This window comes from Brevundimonas sp. (assembly GCF_016463295.1).
Lineage (GTDB): Bacteria > Pseudomonadota > Alphaproteobacteria > Caulobacterales > Caulobacteraceae > Brevundimonas.
On the sequence record NZ_JAEMRO010000047.1, the window covers coordinates 1 to 16,338 of the forward strand.

Here is a 16,338-nt window from a genome sequence, read left to right on the forward strand (position 1 = left end):
CGGGGTTCGGCGGCCTTGGGGTCGAAGGTCTTGTCGAGCATGGCGGATCGTTTCGTACGAAGGCGGATCAGAAATATGAAAAGGGCGGCCCCTGCCGGAGCCGCCCCATTCGGTTTAGTCGCGGGTGAGGCGAAGGGCTAGCCGGCGTTGCGCGCGATGCGCTCCACTTCCTTGCGTACCTCGGCTTCGACGATGCCCGGCAGATGGGCGTCGAGCCATTCCTTCAGCATCGGACGCAGCAGGCTGCGGGCCAGTTCGTCGATGGTCGGACCGGCCACGGCGGGCGCATCCTCGCTGGGACGACGGGCGGCGCTGGCCAGACCGGCAAAGGCCGAGGCCGCACTGGCGGCGGCACTGTCACCGACCAAGGTGTTGTAGGCTGGAGCGGGCGTGGGTGCGGGGGCAGCAGCCGGCTCGGGGAAGGATTCGCTGAGCGGCGTGCTCGGGAACGGATCGGGCTCGTCCTCGCCCGACGACACATCCAGATCGCCGATGCTCTCTTCTGCCGGGGCGTCATAAGTCTCCGTCAGCTCCAGCACGTCCTCCTCGACCGGCGCGGGCTCTGGCGCAGGCGCTGGTGCTGCAGCGACGGGCTCAGGAGCAGGCTCGGGTGCCGCCTCGGCTTCCGCCTCCGGCTCGGCCGCCGCGACCGGCGCGTCGTCTTCGGAGATGATCCGGCGAATCGACGCCAGGATTTCCTCCATCGTCGGTTCCTGGGCGGGCTGATCAGTCATGGCTTAACCCCAAGGCGCGGCACGGCGCAGTCTCATCGAACGGTGCGCGCATAAGCGTGACCACCGCATGACCTGTCGTCGCATCTCGCCGCGTCATAATCAACGGGCGTTTTTCGCCTGACAGGCGAAGCCGTCTGCGGCTCGGCAGTCAGTTCTGCGGCGCGGTCGAGATGACTTCCGACTTCAGCTGACGGTCGATCGGCGCGTCCTCGGCGTCGTTGGCAGGAACGACGGGCGGCGCAGCGATGCGGTCGATGGTCTCGATGATGCCATCCCACGGCAGGGCCCCGCGATTGCGCACGCGGTTATAGTTGATCTCGGCGTCATAGACCTCGATGGTCGGGTCCAGATCCTGCCCCTCCAGACGGCCCATGGCCGCCAGCAGCTGGGCCTGGGCCACATATTCGTTGCGGCGGGCGCTGGCCAGGGTGACCTCGGCGTTGCGCAGCTCCAGCTCCTGATTCAGCACATCCAGCGTGGTGCGCAGACCGACCTGCGCCTCCTGCCGTACGCCCTCGGCAGCGACCGTGGCGGCGCGCACGGCTTCCGTACCCGCCAGCAGGCTGGATCGCGCCGACAGCGACTGGGCAAACGAAGAGCTGACGGACTGCAGCACATTGCGCCGCTCGCCCTCGACACGGATCTGCGCGACATTGGCCCGCTCCAGCGCCGCGGCGACACGCGACTGGTTCAGGCCGCCGGTGAACAGCGGCACCGAGATCGACGCCCCGGCCTGGAAGCTGGTGCGGTCACCCAGGTTGAAGCCCGACAGGTCATCCGTCGTGGCCCCGTAGGAACTGGTCAGTCGCACCGACGGCAGATATTCCGCCCGCGCCGCCGCCACATCGGCCTCGGAGGCCTGCAGCGTATAGGTGGCGGCCCGCACCGTGGGATTGTCCTGAATGGCGACGTCCAGCGCCGCATCGAAGTCCGTCGGCACGCCCGGCAGGGCCGGCATCGGCTCCAGCGTGCCCGGGGCCTGACCGACGACGGCGGCATAGGCGGCGCGCGACACCGAAAGCTGGGCCCGCGCATTGGCCAGATCGGCGTTGGACTGGGCCAGGCGCGCCTCGGCCTGGGCCACGTCGGTGCGGGTGATCTCGCCGACCTCGAACCGCGCCGAGGCTTCGTCCAGCTGGCGCTGAAGCACGGTCAGGTTGGATTCGCGGATACGCAGGATCTCGACGTCACGGATCACATCGGCATAGGCCTGGATCACCGAGGTCAGCACCTGTTGCTCGATATCCCTCAGATTTTCGCGCCCGGCCAGGATGTTGGCCTCGGCGGCGGTGATGGCGTGGCCGATGCGGCCGCCGGAATAGATCGTCTGGCCCAGGCCGATGCTGACGCCCGCCGTCACGCTGTCGTCGTTGGACGTCGGCACATTGACCGTGGTGTCGGGGATGCCGTCGCCGTTGCTGTCCACCTCGCGGTCACCGCCGCGCGTACGGCTGAAGCTGTAGCCGACGTCACCGCTGACATCGATCGTGGGACGAAGTCCCGCCCGTGCCTGCACCACCGATTCGTCCAGCGCCCGCTGGCTGGCGCGCTGGGCCAGCAAGGACGGGTTGGTCCGGTAGGCCAGGGCGATGGCTTCCCGCAGCGTGTCGGCCCAGGCGGGGGCGCTGATCCCTGTGACGATGGCCACGACGGCGACGGAGGCGAGCGCGCGAGCACGTTTCAACATGACTATTCCTGCCTGACGCCCCCGATACGGCGACGCCTGTGTATCCCACGGTCTGATGCGAGAAGGAGAGCGCTCGCGCCAGTTAAGTTTTTTTCACGCAGGCCATCATGACCTCCGTCGCTCCGACCTACAGCGCAAAGGCCGGCTTGGGCATCAGGGATGCGAGAAACGGCGGGGCCGCGTCGAACAGTTCGCGCCGCGACACGCCGCCCTCGCCCTTCACATACAGCACCGCCTTGCCCGCCGGTCCCGTCCGCTCGACGACCGCCAGACGTCCGCCGGTGTTCAAGGCCTTCAGCCAGGCTTCGGGCCGTCCCGCCACGGCGGCCTCACAGACGATGACGTCATAGCCTTCGCCCGCAGCTTCGCTGAACGGAGCCACGACGGCTTCGATCCCAGCCTCGGACAGGGCGGGGGCCACCACATCCAGCACGGCCTGATCCTCTTCCTGGGCCGTAACGCTAAGCCCGGCCTCGGCCAATACCGCCGCCGCATAGGGGGCTGCGATCGCCAGGGCCTTCTCTCCGGACTGAGGCGACAGCGCCATCAGCAGCTTGGACAGATCGCGCGCCAGCATCAGCCGCCGCCCGTTGGCGATCTCGACCTCCACCTCGGCATAGGCGGAGAAGGCGCGGTCGGCGGGCACGAAGCGTTCACGCGGCACCGCCAGCATCGCGGCCTGCAAGGCGCGGTCGGTCACGTCGTTCACGCGCACCTGGCTGTCGACCATGATCTTGCGGGCAGCGGAAAAGTCCATCGGGCGTCCGTTCGTGGGCAGAGGTCGGAAATCTGCGGCGCTTATAGGTCTGTCCGTTGCGGCGGACAATCCGATCTGATAGCGAACGCCCCTCGCGATGGTGCGGTCGTCTTCAAACGGCCCGATGGCCTGATGGCGGAGTGGTGACGCAGAGGACTGCAAATCCTTGCACCCGGGTTCGATTCCCGGTCAGGCCTCCATCGCGACCTTCCCCCAAACCCACTCCTCCACCGTCGCGCTCAACGCGTCAGGTGATGCAGGGCGATGCCGGCCGCGGTCGCGACGTTCAGCGAATCGAACCCCGCCGCCATGCGAATGCCGACGGGTCTGCATCGCGCGATCACCTCGTCGGGCAGGCCCGGCCCCTCCGCCCCCACGACCAGGGCCATACGCCCTGCCCGCCTGACCTCCGACAAGGCCTCGCTGGCCCCGCCGGTCATGGCCAGAACCTCGAAGCCCGCAGCCTTCAGCGCAGCGACAGCCTCGCCAGCGTCCAGCCCCGTGACCATCGGCGTGCGCAGCACCGCTCCGACCGATACCCGGATGGCCTTGCGGTAGAACGGATCGCAGCACGTCCGGTCCAGCAACACCGCCGCCGTACCAAACGCCGCGGCATTCCGGAACAGCCCGCCCATATTGTCGTGATTGCCGATCCCGCAGGCCATCAGCACCACGGCGTCGGAGCCCATCGCCTCCAGTGCATTCGGCAGATCGACCGGCTCCGGCTTCCTGCCCAGCGCCAGAATCCCGCGATGCAGATGCAAGCCCGCGATCCGGTCCAGAACGGTCTGCTCCGCCACGAATACGGGCACATCGTCGTCAAGCCGCGCAACGATGGGGCCCAAGGCTTCCACCCGCTTCGAATCGATCAGCAGGCTGACCGGTCGGCACAGCGATTGCGGCGAGGTCAGCACGTTCAGCACCACCTCCCCCTCGGCCACGAACAGGCCTTGCCGCCCCGTCAGGTCGCGCTCGCGGATATCCAGGAACCCGGAAACACGCGGATCGGCGGGGTCTTCGATGCGGATCAGGGCCAAGGTGCGATATTTCCGTTGCGCGGTGCCGATGGGCGCTGCTATAGCGCCCGCCTTCCCGAAAGGAAGTTGTTCCGCGGTAGCTCAGTGGTAGAGCAGCCGACTGTTAATCGGCTGGTCGTAGGTTCGAATCCTACCCGCGGAGCCATCCTTTCGCTTTTCCCGACATCGATAGATCATTTGCCGACCGGCCAGAAAAAAGCCCGACGCATGCGCCGGGCTGAAAAAGTTCGGTGATGGTGGGTGTCTCACGAAAACCGGAAGACCGTCCCCGGTTGAAGGGAATTGGTTAGCGAAAGGTGAACGGGTCACCGTACATCCGGCAGCCACGCCGTCTGCAGCGCCCCGCCTTCGGCCCAGACCACCCGCCAGCCTTCTCCGGCCCGCTCACGCCGGGGTGTCTGACCGACCGCCTCCCCCTGCCCCGGCCAGACAAAGGTCTGGTCGCCGATGACGACCCGATCCCCGCTCGCCTCTGGGCCCAGGACGACGTTCCAGTTTCCGGCGGCGTCCGGAAAAGCCTGTACCGACATTTCACCCACCTGCACCGGCAGGGTCTGCGTCCCCTGCGCGGTCCGTCCGGCCAGACGCCGCGCCTGTCCGTCGCTGTCGATGGCTCCCAGAGTAGGTGCTCGATCTAGACGACGTGTCGGCCCACCGGCACGCAGGACGGCGATGGGCCCCTGCCCGCTGGCCGGGATCAGCAGGGTATCCGGGGAAGGAGCCGCATCCTGCCCCACCTGGGTTTCCGGCTTCAGCCACAGGTCCTGAGCGGGTGCCTCCATGCGAAGGTCGAAGCGGCCATCATCGCCGGCCACGGCCGCATAGGCCGCCCCTGCGGCGCTGCGCAGCACGATCCGGGCCCCGGGCTGGGCCGACCCCGACAGCCTCACCTCGCGCCCGACCACCTGTGCCGCTTCGATCACCGGCGTCTGATTCCACGCTGAGGGCGACGAACCGCCCTGGGCCTTCCCCGCACCACCGTCTTGCGCCGGCGTACAGGCGGCCAGGCCCAGGCCTGCGGCAAGCATCAGGCCCGTCGCTGCCGCTATCGTCGCATTCCGGTACATCGCCCGTTTCATCGCGCCGCCCGCAAGGATAGGAGTAGCGCCTCTGTTAGCGCGGCGTGGCCCGCGCTGTCTTCATTCTTTACCCGAGGCCCCATGTCGTCACCCGTCACCATCCAGCCGTTTGACGGCCTTTCCGTCTGCCTGTTCTGCGGCTCTTCGGAGACCGTACGGCCCGAGTATCTGGAGGCGGCTCGCGAAGTGGGTCGTGAAACCGCCAAGGCAGGCTGGCGGCTGGTCTACGGCGGCGGCGGCGTGGGCCTGATGGGCGCCTCCGCCCGCGCCGCGCATGAAGCCGGCGGCCGCGTGCTGGGCATCATGCCCGGCTTCTTGCGCAGCCGCGAACGCCTCTTCGACGACGTCGAGACCCTGGTCGTGACATCGATGCACGAGCGCAAGACCCTGATGTACGACCAGTCCGACGCCTTCATCGTCGCCCCCGGAGGAGTCGGCACACTGGAAGAAGCGATCGAGATCCTGTCGTGGAAGCGTCTGGACCTGCACCACAAGCCAGTCGTCTTCCTGAATCTGAACGGCTTCTGGGACGCCCTGATGGCCGTCATGCGCCACAGCGTCGAAGAAGGCATGACGCCCGCTTCCTTCCTGCAGGCCTGGGTTATCTGCGACACGGTCGAGGACGCCATGACTGCGATCCAGCAGGCGGTCCGCGACGGCGGCGACGCGCCACACTTGCAACATGATCAGCGATAAGTAATCGTCGATCATCTGGTTGGGCGTCCTGTTTCGAAACGCGACTTGACAGTTGCGATTAGAAACTGACACTGACCGCAGGACGGCGCTCGTCGCCTCCCCATCGTCGGAGATTTCTCATGCGTGCCTTGTTCATCGCCGCTGCGCTTCTGATTGCGGCCCCCGCCGTCGCCCAGGCCCCTTCATCCAGCGCCGTTCTGGCCGACGCCGCCAAGGCTCCGGCCGGTCGTACCATCATCGACGGGGCCGCCTGGCGCTGCGAAGGTTCGACCTGCACGGCCACGGGCGGTGCCAATCAGCCGGCACCCCGCGCCTGCCGCCGGGTCGCTGCCCGCTTCGGCGCCGTGACCGCCTTCACCTACAAGGGCACCGCCCTGACCGCCGAACAGATCGCGGCCTGCAACGCCTGATCCACCGGCGCTCAATCAACATCAAAAAGGCCGCCCTCCTGCGAGAGCGGCCTTTTTCCATGCTCAGTTGACTGCAGCGATCAGGCTGTCTCGCCCCGCAGGCGCCGCGCAATCCGCTCACGCCCGATCAGGGGGGCCAGCGTCGCCATATCCGGCCCATGCGGCTGGCCCGTCAGCGCAAGCCTCAGCGGCATGAACAATGCCTTGCCCTTGGCCCCGGTCGCATCCTTGACGGCGGCCGTCCAGACGGACCACAGCGTGTGGTCCACCGTCTCTGGCAGGACCGAAAGCGCTGCCGCAGCGAAGGCTTCATCCTCGATCATGGGCGTCACCGGACCGCGAACGATCTTAGCCATTTCAACGACATCGGCAAAGGTCTGAAGGTTACCTCTCACCGCATTCCAGAACGTCTCACCCAGGTCGGCATCATGCTCGACCAGCCGCGGACGCGCCGTCGCATAGTCCATCACGTGCAGGGCCTGGGCATTCAGCCGATCCAGATCGGCGGTGTCGTAGCGTGCCGGAGAGCGGCCCATCTTGGAAAAGGCGAAACTCTCGCCCAGCGCCTCGACCGAGGCCGCGACCTCCAGCGGATCTGACGTGCCGATACGGCCCAGATGGCTGGTGATGGCGATCGGCTCATAGCCCTGTTCGCGCATGTCCGCGATCGACAGCGACCCCAGACGCTTCGACAGCGCCTGTCCATCCGCACCGACCAGCAGCGGCATGTGCGCGAAACCGGGCACCGGGCCACCCAGGGCCTCGAAGATCTCGATCTGCGCGCCGGTATTGGTCACGTGATCCTCGCCCCGGATCACATGGGTGATGGCCATGTCGATGTCGTCCACGACCGACGGCAGGGTGTAGAGAAACAGCCCATCCTCGCGGATCAGCACCGGGTCAGACATCGACGCCGTATCGACCTCGGCATGACCGCGCGACAGGTCTTCCCAGGCGACGCGCCGCCCCTCCAGCTTGAACCGCCAGTGCGGCTTGCGCCCCTCGGCCTCGAACGCGGCCTTCTCGGCGTCGGTCAACTCCAGCGCGGCCCGGTCATAGATCGGCGGCAGGCCGCGCGAGAGCTGCACCTTGCGCCGACGATCCAGCTCTTCCGACGTCTCGTAACAGGCGTAGAGCCGCCCCGCCGCCTTCAGCCGCTCGGCCGCCTCCTCATAGCGATCGAAACGCTTGGACTGATTGTACCGCTCGTCCCAGACCAGACCCAGCCAGGTCAGATCGTCCTCGATCCCCTGTTCGAACTCGGGCGTCGACCGCGCCAGATCGGTATCGTCGATGCGCAGCACGAACTTGCCGCCCTGTCCCTTCGCGAACAGCCAGTTGACCAGCGCCGTGCGGACGTTGCCCACGTGCAGCTTTCCCGTCGGCGACGGCGCGAAACGAACCTTGATAGTCATGGAGATGCGACCTTGAAGCGAGGCGCGTAGGTCGCGCCGCAACCCGCCCAAGTCAAGGCATGCATGGAAATGGGACCGAGATCATGATAAAACACCTCTGTCATGAATGCACCTGTGCAAATCCGAAAGCCGGAGGTCGCGGAGCGGTTGCGTGTGCTTGCGCGTCTGGAAGGCAAATCCATCACCGATCTGGTCGACGAGATGGTCAGGGAGCGTGACGAACGACTGACGGCCAAGCGCGACGCGGAGGTCGGTGCCAAGCTTGCCGCAGTCGAAGAAATCGTCGCCCATTTCAACAGCCTGCCGGTCATTGGTTCGTTGCTGACCGACGATGACATCTATGACGAACACGGGCTGCCCAAGTGATTGCGGTGGATGCCTCTGCCCTGCTGGCGGTGCTGCTACGAGAACCGGAAGACATGGCATTCCGCAGGGTCATGGCAAATGAATCACAGCTGCTCCTCTCGCCCGTCGGCTATTGGGAAGCTGCGATCCGTTTAAGAAGCCTCCGAGGCGAGGCTGGTGTCGTGGACCTGGATCGGATGATCGCCGCATTTGGAATAAGGATTTCCGCCGCCACATCCCAGACGGCAACCTTGGCCGCCAATGCCGAGCGGGACTTCGGCAAACGCACGCCGGCAAAACTGAATTTGGGAGATTGCTTTGCCTTTGCACTCGCAAAGGAAAACGATGCACCCCTGCTTTACAAGGGTGACGACTTCGCCAGGACGGACGTCAGATCAGCTCTGACCGGCTGATCAGTCGTCGCGGTGAACCCGCTCGCGGCGTTCGTGGCGTTCCTGGGCCTCGACGGACAGGGTGGCGGTCGGCCGGGCTTCGAGACGACCCAGGCTGATCGGCTCGCCGGTTTCCTCGCAATAGCCGTAGGAGCCGTCCTCGATCCGGCGCAGGGCCTCGTCGATCTTGGAAATCAGCTTGCGCTGACGATCCCGCGTCCGCAGCTCCAGCGCCCGATCCGAGGCCGACGAGGCGCGGTCCAGCAGGTCCGGATGGTTCTCGGTCTCGGCCTTCAGATTGATGACCGTCCCCTTGGATTCCCGCAGGATGTCATCCTTCCACGCCAGCAACTTGCCCCGGAAATAGGCCAGCTGGCGATCATTCATGAACGGCTCGGCGTCGGAGGGTCGATACTCGACCCCGTCCTCGGCCTTGATAGACGCTATTGCGTTCATCGACCCACGCTCTCAACAGACGCCCCCCTTGGCGCAACCCTGCCTATAGGGATGCAGGCGAGTCTGGGCAACACGGCTCTTCAAGCCGTGAACCGGCTACGCTTCATCAATCCGCGAGGCGTGACATTTCTTCATCACCCGGCGCTTTGTGAAGCCGAATAGGCGAGGAAATCCGGACGGTTATGCTGCGCTGCGGCGCAGATCGGCCTTGGCCAGCTCGACCGCGGCTCGCAAATCGATCTGATCAAGGAGGCCGTTCAGGCCCGCATCAGAGTCTTGGGGACGATCTTCCCGCAGAGTTCGCGCCAGATTTTCCAGAGTCCCCTCACCCGCTTGACCGGACAGCAGCGCCAATTTCAGTTCTTCCAGACGGTCCAGGATGCCGCTGCCGCGCCGCACCGCCCGGCGCCGCCGCTCCATCACATCCTCGACCCCCTGAAGGGCCATCAAGGCCGAAACATCACCGACACCAGCAGGTGCCGCCGTGGCCGCGGTCGCATGGGTCGATCCGGCGGCCCCGGCTTGAGGCAGGCTGAATCCGCCACTGGCTCTGGCGGGTCGTGATCCTTGCGGTGCGGACGGTCCTGACGGGCCGGTGACCTTCATGGGAATGGACTCCGTGACACCGCGCCACCTTCGCGGTCCACCGTCACTGTTTGGTTAATGCCCCGGCAGATTCTGCCGCGCCAACCCGGCGGACTTACGCTCCAGCCTCTGTAATCACTCATGTTTCTTCGTGGCACGACCTTCGCAACAGGGTTTACGACAACTGTTCGCGGATGCCTCACGATGCAGAAACTGCTCGCCTCCTTCCTGGTCGCCGCCGCCGCGGTGGGATTCGCACTGCCGGCCCAGGCTCAGTCACGGATCAAGGACATCGCCGCCGTCGAGGGGGTGCGCTCCAACCAGCTGGTCGGCTACGGCCTGGTCGTCGGCCTGGCCGGCACCGGCGACAGCCTGCGCAACTGCCCCTTCACCCGCCAGTCGCTGGAGGGGATGACCGAGCGCCTCGGCGTCAACATTCGCGGGGCCAACTCCAACTCCAAGAACCTGGCGGCGATCATGGTCACCGCCGAACTGCCGCCCTTCTCCACCCCCGGAGCCCGGATCGACGTCAGCGTTTCGTCCATGTGCGACGCCAAGAGCCTGCTGGGCGGCACGCTTCTGGTCACCAGCCTGCAAGGCGCGGACGGCGAGGTCTATGCCGTCGCCCAGGGCTCCATCCAGACCGGGGCCGTGTCCGGCTCGGGCGCATCGGGCTCTTCCGTCTCGCGCGGCGTGCCCACCGCAGGCCGCATCGCCTCGGGGGCCACGGTCGAGCGCGAGACCGGCTTTCAGATGGCCAATATGAACGAGGTCCGGCTGACGCTGCGCAACCCCGACTTCACCACGGCCCAGCGCGTCGCCGCCGCCATCAACGCCACCTACCCGGGCACGGCCCTGGCCGAGAACGGCACGGTCGTCGCCCTGCGCGCCCCCGGCCAGATGGGCATGGCCGGCTTCATCAGCCAGGTCGAAAACCTGCCCATCACGGTCGACAGCCCGGCCAAGGTGATCATCGACGAGGTCAATGGCGTCATCGTCATGGGCGACGCCGTGCGCGTCTCCACTGTCGCCATCGCCCAGGGCAATCTGACCATCTCGGTCCAGGAAAACCCGCAGGTCAGCCAGCCTGAGGCCTTCAGCCGCGGCCAGACCGTCGTCACGCCGCAGTCGGATGTCAGTGTCGAGGAGGAACTGGGCCGCGAAATGCGGATCGTCGGCGGCGGCACCTCGCTCGCCACCTTGGTCAATGGCCTGAACGCCCTGGGCGTCAGCCCGCGCGACATGATCAGCATCCTTCAGGCCATCAAGGCCGCCGGCGCGCTGCAAGCCGACATCGAGGTGATGTGAGCATGACCGATCTGACCGTCTCTCCTGCCCTCCTGAACGCCAGCGCGCCCCGTGTCGTGCCCGAGCGCATGCGCCAGACCGCAGAAGATTTCGAGGCCTCCTTCCTGACCCAGATGCTGAAACCCATGTTCGACAGCCTGTCGACCGAGGCGCCCTTCGGCGGGGGCGAGGCCGAGGGCACCTGGCGCGGCTTTCTGGTCGAGGCCATGGCCAAACAGACGGTCAAGGCCGGCGGCATCGGCCTGACCGACACCATCGTCTCGGAAATGATCAAGATGCAGGAGCAGGCCCAGTGACCGCCGCCGAGACCGCGACCCTGAATGCCACCGCCCGTGTGCGCCAGATGATCGACCTGACCGAAAGGCTGACCGCGCGCCTGGCCGAGGAAGCCGCCGCCTTCGAGACCCGCCGCCCGCAGGATGTCGCGGCCACGGTGGGCCAGACCCAAGACCTCGCCAACGCCTATCGCCGCGAGTCGGCCCGCATCAAGGCCGCGCCGTCTGAACTGGCTCCCGCGCCCGCCGAAGAACGCCAGCGATTGATCGCCGCGACCCGGACATTTGAGGCCGTCCTGTCCCGCCATGCCCTGGCGGTCGAGGCTGCTCGCATCGTCTCGGAGGGTCTGGTCAAGACCATCGCCGCCGAGGTTGCCAGCCAGCGCGGATCGCCCTCCGCCTATGGGGCCTCCGGGCGTGCCAGCGCCGCCGACGGACGCGCGGTCGCCTACAATGCACAAGCTTAGCCACAAACCTTTGGAAGCAATCGGTTAAGCCTGTTCATGGACCATTGTTTTCAGCCTTGTCCGGTATCTGACCGGTCATGAGTTTCCAATCCCGCCTTCTGGGCCTCGCCTTTGCCGCCGCCGACGTGCTGGTCGAGGTCGATGGCGATACCAAGGTCACGCTCGCCCTCGGGGCCGGCGTCACCGCGGGTGCCGATCCCGGACGGCTCTGGAGCGGCAAGCGCTTCACCGACATTCTGAGCGCTACCAGCCGACAGCCGGTCGCCAAGGCCCTGCATGCGCTGCAGTCGGGCGGTCGCACATCCGAGCTTCAGATTGTCGTCACTGGAAACGACGGCATGGTCCGCCGCGCCCGCTTCCGGGCCTTCAGCCTTCCGGAGCTGGCTCCCGCCCTCTCCTGCTCTCTCACCTGGGACGGCGAAGCCTTCAGTGAGGCCGAGGCCCCGCCGAAGGAGATGCTGACGTCCGAGGGCCTGGTCGACCACACCCGACAGATCATGGCCGACGATCCGACCGCCGACATGTCCTTCTCCTTCGTCGAGGTGTCCGGCCTGGATCGCAACAATGCCGAGCACAGCCGCGCGACGGCCCATATCCAGTCCGTGCTGCAGGCGTCGTCGGTCGATGGCGGCAGTGCTGCCCAACTGTCCGAGAAGCGCTTCGCCGTCATCCGCCTGACCGGCGACAAGACCGATCTGGCCGCTGAAATCCGTCAGGCCGCTCTCGATGAGGGCGTCGAGCTGATGGTGCGCAGCACCGAGGCGACGCTGGCGGGCGGCACCTCCCCCGGCATGGCGCTGCGGGCCCTGCGCATGGCCTTGGAGGACTGCCTCAAGGACGACGGGATCGACGCCGCCGGCTCCGGGTTCAGTGAACGCCTGAAGAGCACAATGCGAGAGGCCGACGCCTTCAACACCGTGGTCGAAACCCGCGACTTCTCATTGCACTATCAGCCGATCGTCGATCTGAAGTCGGGGGCCGTCCATCATTTCGAGGCCCTGTCGCGTTTCCGCACAGGCGGTCCGGCCGCCACCATCAAGATGGCCGAGGAGATGGCCCTCATTCAGGCGTTCGATCTGGCCGTCGCCGAAAAGGCCCTGGCGCAAATGCAGCGCTCGGGCTTCGGCCTGATCAAGGTGGCGATCAATGTGTCGGGCGCCTCGCTGGCCAGCGACTCCTACATCCAGGGCCTGCTCGGCCTGACAGCCAGCAAGCCCGATCTGCGCAAACGACTGATGGTCGAAGTCACCGAAACCGCCGCCCTGGCCGACCTGGAAGCCGCAGACCGCAGGCTCAAGGCCCTGAAGAAGGCCGGCATCCACATCTGTCTGGACGATTTCGGCGTAGGGGCCGCCTCATTCGACTATCTCAGCCGCCTGCCGCTGGACACGGTCAAGATCGACGGCAGCTTCGTTCAGAATGTCTGCGAGACCGAACGGGCCCAGAAGCTGATCAGCCATCTGGTCGATCTGTGCACCGATCTGAAGATTTCGACCGTGGCCGAAATGATCGAAACCGAGGCCCAGGCCACCAAGCTGCGGACCATGGGCGTCACCTACGGCCAGGGCTGGCTGTTCGGCAAGGCGACCGCCGAACCGGTGCTGCGCCTGCCCTCGGCGAGCGGCCCGGTCGCAGCTCGCCGTCAGGGCGAAGTCGTCGGCTGGGGCTGACCCAGGTCCAGGGTCCGGGTCACGCCGATCGCCTCGAGAAAATCGGGATCGTGGCTGACGACCACCAGGGCCCCGTCATAGCCGGTCAGCGCCGCCTCGACGGCCCGGATCGACTCGAGGTCCAGATGATTGGTCGGCTCGTCAAGAATCAGAAGCTGCGGCGGCTGAAGGCCGATGACGCAGGCCAGCGCCGCCCTTAATCGCTCGCCGCCCGACAGCACATCGACCCGCTTCTGCGCCGCCACATTGCGGAACAGAAACCGGGCCAGAGCGGCCTGGGCCTCGTTCTGCGACGCGCCGGGGTTCAGCCGCAGCCAGGCGTCCAGAACCGTTTCGTCCGGACGCAAGAGGGCCATGTCCTGATCCAGCATGGCCGTGCGCACCGGTCGGGACACCGTGCCGCGCGTCGGGGCAATCTGGCCTGACAGTATCTTCAGCAAGGTGGTCTTGCCTGCGCCGTTCGGCCCTACGATCGCCAGGCGCTCCGGTCCGGTGATCCGCAGGTTCAACCCTGCCAGCACCGGCGCGCTCTCCGGCGGTTGCCACGCCACATCCTCCAGTGTCGCCACCGTCCGGTCGCCGCCCAGACCGGATGATGGCAGCGACAGTGCCAGATCGCGCGTCCGCTCGACCGCCTGTTCCGCCTCCGCGCGGGCGGCGTTTGCGTCCGACACCTGCCGCTCGACCAGCCGGTTCAGACGTCCCCCGCTCCGCTCGGCCCGGTCGGCCCGGGCGTCCAGCAGGATTTTGGGGTCTGAGCTTGCGGCCCGCGCCGCCTTGCCGGCCCGGTCGCGACGCGCTTTTCGCTCCAGCGCCTGGCGACCCTCGCGCGCGGCGCGATCCGCATCCCGCGTCGTCGTTTCCAGCGCCTGAACCGCTGACGCCCGCTCTGCGGCCTTGCGCTCGGCGTAGAGGTCGTAGTTGCCGCCATAAACGCGCTGTCCCAGCGACGACAGCTCCACGATCCGGTCCATCCGGCGCAGCAGATCGCGGTCATGACTGACCACCAGCACGCCACCCGGCCACCGCCCCAGCACGTCCGCGATCAGGTGCCGGCCCGCCGCATCGAGGTGATTGGTCGGCTCGTCCAGGACCAGCAGGTCCGGTGCATCCAGCAACAGGCCCGCCAGACGCAACCGCGTCTGTTCGCCGCCACTCAGGGTCGCGACACTGAGGTCCAAGTCCAACCCGGTCAGTCCGACCTGCGCGAGCGCCTCATGGATCCGCGCCTCAAGACCCCAGTCGGCCTTGTCGAGGTCTTCGGCGGTGCCACGTCCCGCCAGAACCCTGACCAGAACGGCCAGCGGCCCGGCGACCCTCAGGGTTTCGGCCACCGCTTCGCTCGAGGGGCCCGTCGCCTGCGGCAGCCACCCCACGCGGCCGGCGCGCGTGACCTGTCCTTCGACCGGATCATCCAGACCCACGACAAGGCGCAGCAGCGTGGTCTTGCCCACACCGTTGCGGCCCACCAGTCCGGTGCGCTCCCGGCCGAGGGCCAGGCTCAGATTGTCGAATAGATTATGCCCGTCAGGCGTTCGGGCGGCGACGCGATCCAGCGTCACGAACGCGGATGGGGACAGGCTTGGGTTTGGGCTGGAGCGAGACATAGGCGACCACGAGCGAGGCGACAGCGGAAAGGGCGAGACCGATTTCCAAAGCGCTGATCATGATCGTCGAAGCTCCTGCATAAACACTCAGGCCATGAGGATGGCGGTTCGCGCCGCGTCGCGCAACCCCTGCGTCAACCGCCCGCAGGGGCCATCGATCTCACTCCTTTACAACGATCAAGGCCTCGTCTGACCCCGCGCCTGACGCACCAACGGGTTTCATGCGGGCGTTTATGTTGAAACTCTCGATCTTCCAGACCCCGTCTTCCTTCAGGAACACCGTCTGGGCCGTGACACTGCGATCCGGATATTCATAGATCTGACCCAGAGCATAGCGCTGACCCGATGTGGTCACTTCGGAGCGCCACCCCGTCGTCGTCGGTTGGGGTGGAAGACCTTCGGGAGCGAACGACCTCAGCATCGGCAATTGGGCCCGGACCTCAGCCTCGGAGTTGGCAGACGACAGTCTGGCGATGAGCGCATCGTCACGTCCTTCCACCAGATCGGCATAGGCATCGCGCGCTTCCACGGCCAGTTCTTCGTTCGCCGCCATGGTGGGTACGGAACACGCCGCCATCACGCATGCGACCGGTACCAGAGCCAGGTAAGATTGGTTCATTGCTTCCCTCCGAGTTCAGCCTAGCGCATTCCTGGCACCGCTTGGCAAGCGGACATCATGTTCCCATATTGTTCTTGCTGAAATCGGCAAATCGATCCCCATATAGCGCTGTCGCCCTGGACCCAGGCCCAGCCTCCCGCGTTCTCTCGGACCTCATGACTGAAAAGCACAACTTCATCCGCGTGCGCGGCGCCCGCGAGCACAATCTCAAGGGCGTGGACGTCGATATCCCGCGCGAGAAGCTGGTCGTCATGACCGGCCTGTCGGGATCGGGCAAATCCTCGCTGGCGTTCGACACCATCTATGCCGAGGGTCAGCGCCGCTATGTCGAGAGCCTTTCGGCCTATGCCCGCCAGTTCCTGGAGCTGATGGGCAAGCCGGACGTCGATCTGATCGAGGGCCTGTCGCCGGCCATTTCGATCGAACAGAAGACGACATCCAAGAACCCGCGCTCGACCGTCGGCACGGTCACCGAAATCCACGACTACATGCGCCTGCTCTGGGCCCGCGTGGGTGTGCCCTATTCCCCCGCCACCGGCCTGCCGATCGAAAGCCAGACCGTGTCGATGATGGTCGACAAGCTGTCGGCCCTGCCCGACGGCGAACGCATCCTGCTGCTGGCCCCCGTCGTGCGGGGTCGAAAGGGCGAGTACCGCAAGGAGATCGCCGAATGGCAGCGCTCCGGCTATCAGCGGCTCAAGATCGATGGCGAATTCTACGCCATCGAGGACGCGCCCACGCTGGACAAGAAGTTCAAGCACGACATCGACATCGTCGTGGACCGGATCGTCACCAAGGC

General features: G+C 66.3%; 18 protein-coding genes, 2 tRNA genes and 1 pseudogene. 11 read left to right on the forward strand and 10 right to left on the reverse strand.

Going from position 1 to position 16,338, the window contains the following annotated elements:
• Window positions 1-137: 137 nt before the first annotated feature.
• From JHC81_RS10025 to JHC81_RS10035, 3 genes are all read right to left on the reverse strand, one after another.
• On the reverse strand, window positions 138-734 hold the full coding sequence (locus JHC81_RS10025) for a DUF2497 domain-containing protein (RefSeq protein WP_292174024.1): 597 nt from the start codon (window positions 732-734) through the stop codon (window positions 138-140).
• Between the two features lie 148 nt (window positions 735-882).
• Entirely contained in the window at window positions 883-2,421 is a 1,539-nt protein-coding gene (locus tag JHC81_RS10030) for a TolC family outer membrane protein (RefSeq protein WP_292174027.1), read from the reverse strand.
• A gap of 127 nt (window positions 2,422-2,548) precedes the next feature.
• Window positions 2,549-3,178, reverse strand: a complete 630-nt coding sequence (locus JHC81_RS10035; protein ID WP_292174029.1) for a protein-L-isoaspartate O-methyltransferase — start codon at window positions 3,176-3,178, stop codon at window positions 2,549-2,551.
• Between the two features lie 126 nt (window positions 3,179-3,304).
• On the opposite strand from JHC81_RS10035, the gene JHC81_RS10040 reads away from it, so the two are divergent.
• A tRNA-Cys gene (locus JHC81_RS10040) sits at window positions 3,305-3,378 on the forward strand.
• Window positions 3,379-3,417: 39 nt separating this feature from the next.
• On the opposite strand, the gene JHC81_RS10045 is transcribed toward JHC81_RS10040, so the two are convergent.
• Window positions 3,418-4,215, reverse strand: coding sequence for an RNA methyltransferase (locus tag JHC81_RS10045; protein ID WP_292174031.1), 798 nt, complete (start codon window positions 4,213-4,215; stop codon window positions 3,418-3,420).
• A gap of 70 nt (window positions 4,216-4,285) precedes the next feature.
• On the opposite strand from JHC81_RS10045, the gene JHC81_RS10050 reads away from it, so the two are divergent.
• Window positions 4,286-4,360 (forward strand) — tRNA-Asn (locus JHC81_RS10050).
• A gap of 160 nt (window positions 4,361-4,520) precedes the next feature.
• On the opposite strand, the gene JHC81_RS10055 is transcribed toward JHC81_RS10050, so the two are convergent.
• Complete coding sequence (locus tag JHC81_RS10055) at window positions 4,521-5,243, reverse strand: hypothetical protein (protein WP_292174034.1); 723 nt, start codon at window positions 5,241-5,243, stop codon at window positions 4,521-4,523.
• A 132-nt stretch (window positions 5,244-5,375) separates the two neighbouring features.
• Here JHC81_RS10055 and JHC81_RS10060 point away from each other — a divergent pair, with 132 nt between their 5' ends.
• Together JHC81_RS10060 and JHC81_RS10065 are read left to right on the forward strand one after the other, a co-directional pair.
• Window positions 5,376-5,990 carry a TIGR00730 family Rossman fold protein gene (locus JHC81_RS10060; RefSeq protein WP_292174035.1) on the forward strand — a complete coding sequence of 205 codons (615 nt, stop codon included), beginning with the start codon at window positions 5,376-5,378 and terminating at the stop codon, window positions 5,988-5,990.
• A gap of 119 nt (window positions 5,991-6,109) precedes the next feature.
• The gene (locus JHC81_RS10065; RefSeq protein ID WP_292174036.1) at window positions 6,110-6,400 is read left to right on the forward strand and encodes a hypothetical protein; all 291 of its coding nucleotides are present in this window, start codon (window positions 6,110-6,112) and stop codon (window positions 6,398-6,400) included.
• Between the two features lie 80 nt (window positions 6,401-6,480).
• Here JHC81_RS10065 and gltX read toward each other — a convergent pair whose 3' ends face one another.
• Window positions 6,481-7,815, reverse strand: a complete 1,335-nt coding sequence (gene gltX / locus JHC81_RS10070) for a glutamate--tRNA ligase (protein WP_292174037.1) — start codon at window positions 7,813-7,815, stop codon at window positions 6,481-6,483.
• Window positions 7,816-7,917: 102 nt separating this feature from the next.
• Here gltX and JHC81_RS10075 point away from each other — a divergent pair, with 102 nt between their 5' ends.
• Both JHC81_RS10075 and JHC81_RS10080 read left to right on the forward strand, forming a co-directional pair.
• Window positions 7,918-8,181 carry a type II toxin-antitoxin system VapB family antitoxin gene (locus tag JHC81_RS10075; protein ID WP_292174040.1) on the forward strand — a complete coding sequence of 88 codons (264 nt, stop codon included), beginning with the start codon at window positions 7,918-7,920 and terminating at the stop codon, window positions 8,179-8,181.
• A gap of 5 nt (window positions 8,182-8,186) precedes the next feature.
• Window positions 8,187-8,573, forward strand: coding sequence for a type II toxin-antitoxin system VapC family toxin (locus tag JHC81_RS10080; RefSeq protein WP_292174043.1), 387 nt, complete (start codon window positions 8,187-8,189; stop codon window positions 8,571-8,573).
• On the opposite strand, the gene dksA is transcribed toward JHC81_RS10080, so the two are convergent.
• Both dksA and JHC81_RS10090 read right to left on the reverse strand, forming a co-directional pair.
• Window positions 8,574-9,008: an RNA polymerase-binding protein DksA gene (gene dksA, locus JHC81_RS10085; protein WP_292174046.1), complete on the reverse strand. Its 435-nt coding sequence runs from the start codon at window positions 9,006-9,008 to the stop codon at window positions 8,574-8,576.
• A gap of 180 nt (window positions 9,009-9,188) precedes the next feature.
• Window positions 9,189-9,614: a flagellar assembly protein FliX gene (locus JHC81_RS10090; RefSeq protein ID WP_292174049.1), complete on the reverse strand. Its 426-nt coding sequence runs from the start codon at window positions 9,612-9,614 to the stop codon at window positions 9,189-9,191.
• Window positions 9,615-9,797: 183 nt separating this feature from the next.
• Between JHC81_RS10090 and JHC81_RS10095 the strand changes: the two genes are divergently transcribed.
• The 4 genes from JHC81_RS10095 (at window position 9,798) to JHC81_RS10110 (ending at window position 13,313) form a co-directional block, all read left to right on the forward strand.
• The gene (locus tag JHC81_RS10095) at window positions 9,798-10,901 is read left to right on the forward strand and encodes a flagellar basal body P-ring protein FlgI (protein ID WP_292174051.1); all 1,104 of its coding nucleotides are present in this window, start codon (window positions 9,798-9,800) and stop codon (window positions 10,899-10,901) included.
• 2 nt (window positions 10,902-10,903) lie between these two features.
• Window positions 10,904-11,197, forward strand: coding sequence for a rod-binding protein (locus tag JHC81_RS10100; protein WP_292174053.1), 294 nt, complete (start codon window positions 10,904-10,906; stop codon window positions 11,195-11,197).
• Window positions 11,194-11,643 carry a flagellar basal-body protein FlbY gene (locus JHC81_RS10105; protein ID WP_292174055.1) on the forward strand — a complete coding sequence of 150 codons (450 nt, stop codon included), beginning with the start codon at window positions 11,194-11,196 and terminating at the stop codon, window positions 11,641-11,643. Before JHC81_RS10100 ends, JHC81_RS10105 begins: the two co-directional genes overlap by 4 nt.
• A gap of 77 nt (window positions 11,644-11,720) precedes the next feature.
• Entirely contained in the window at window positions 11,721-13,313 is a 1,593-nt protein-coding gene (locus JHC81_RS10110) for an EAL domain-containing protein (protein WP_292174058.1), read from the forward strand.
• Here the strand turns inward: JHC81_RS10110 and JHC81_RS10115 are convergent.
• Window positions 13,286-14,920: an ABC-F family ATP-binding cassette domain-containing protein gene (locus JHC81_RS10115; protein WP_292174061.1), complete on the reverse strand. Its 1,635-nt coding sequence runs from the start codon at window positions 14,918-14,920 to the stop codon at window positions 13,286-13,288. The two genes, JHC81_RS10110 and JHC81_RS10115, sit on opposite strands and share 28 nt — an antisense overlap.
• 160 nt (window positions 14,921-15,080) lie before the next feature.
• Complete coding sequence (locus tag JHC81_RS10120; protein WP_292174064.1) at window positions 15,081-15,539, reverse strand: hypothetical protein; 459 nt, start codon at window positions 15,537-15,539, stop codon at window positions 15,081-15,083.
• Window positions 15,540-15,694: 155 nt separating this feature from the next.
• On the opposite strand from JHC81_RS10120, the pseudogene JHC81_RS10125 reads away from it, so the two are divergent.
• Window positions 15,695-16,338, forward strand: a pseudogene (locus JHC81_RS10125) (excinuclease ABC subunit A); the annotation flags it as partial.

Bases quoted from the DNA above. Each gene is read 5' to 3' on its own strand.
- JHC81_RS10025 (WP_292174024.1), bottom strand. From the start codon at position 734: ATGACTGATCAGCCCGCCCAGGAACCGACGATGGAGGAAATCCTGGCG.
- JHC81_RS10030 (WP_292174027.1), bottom strand. From the start codon at position 2,421: ATGTTGAAACGTGCTCGCGCGCTCGCCTCCGTCGCCGTCGTGGCCATC.
- JHC81_RS10035 (WP_292174029.1), bottom strand. From the start codon at position 3,178: ATGGACTTTTCCGCTGCCCGCAAGATCATGGTCGACAGCCAGGTGCGC.
- JHC81_RS10055 (WP_292174034.1), bottom strand. From the start codon at position 5,243: ATGCTTGCCGCAGGCCTGGGCCTGGCCGCCTGTACGCCGGCGCAAGAC.
- JHC81_RS10060 (WP_292174035.1), top strand. From the start codon at position 5,376: ATGTCGTCACCCGTCACCATCCAGCCGTTTGACGGCCTTTCCGTCTGC.
- JHC81_RS10065 (WP_292174036.1), top strand. From the start codon at position 6,110: ATGCGTGCCTTGTTCATCGCCGCTGCGCTTCTGATTGCGGCCCCCGCC.
- gltX (WP_292174037.1), bottom strand. From the start codon at position 7,815: ATGACTATCAAGGTTCGTTTCGCGCCGTCGCCGACGGGAAAGCTGCAC.
- JHC81_RS10075 (WP_292174040.1), top strand. From the start codon at position 7,918: ATGAATGCACCTGTGCAAATCCGAAAGCCGGAGGTCGCGGAGCGGTTG.
- dksA (WP_292174046.1), bottom strand. From the start codon at position 9,008: ATGAACGCAATAGCGTCTATCAAGGCCGAGGACGGGGTCGAGTATCGA.
- JHC81_RS10090 (WP_292174049.1), bottom strand. From the start codon at position 9,614: ATGAAGGTCACCGGCCCGTCAGGACCGTCCGCACCGCAAGGATCACGA.
- JHC81_RS10095 (WP_292174051.1), top strand. From the start codon at position 9,798: ATGCAGAAACTGCTCGCCTCCTTCCTGGTCGCCGCCGCCGCGGTGGGA.
- JHC81_RS10100 (WP_292174053.1), top strand. From the start codon at position 10,904: ATGACCGATCTGACCGTCTCTCCTGCCCTCCTGAACGCCAGCGCGCCC.
- JHC81_RS10110 (WP_292174058.1), top strand. From the start codon at position 11,721: ATGAGTTTCCAATCCCGCCTTCTGGGCCTCGCCTTTGCCGCCGCCGAC.
- JHC81_RS10115 (WP_292174061.1), bottom strand. From the start codon at position 14,920: ATGTCTCGCTCCAGCCCAAACCCAAGCCTGTCCCCATCCGCGTTCGTG.
- JHC81_RS10120 (WP_292174064.1), bottom strand. From the start codon at position 15,539: ATGAACCAATCTTACCTGGCTCTGGTACCGGTCGCATGCGTGATGGCG.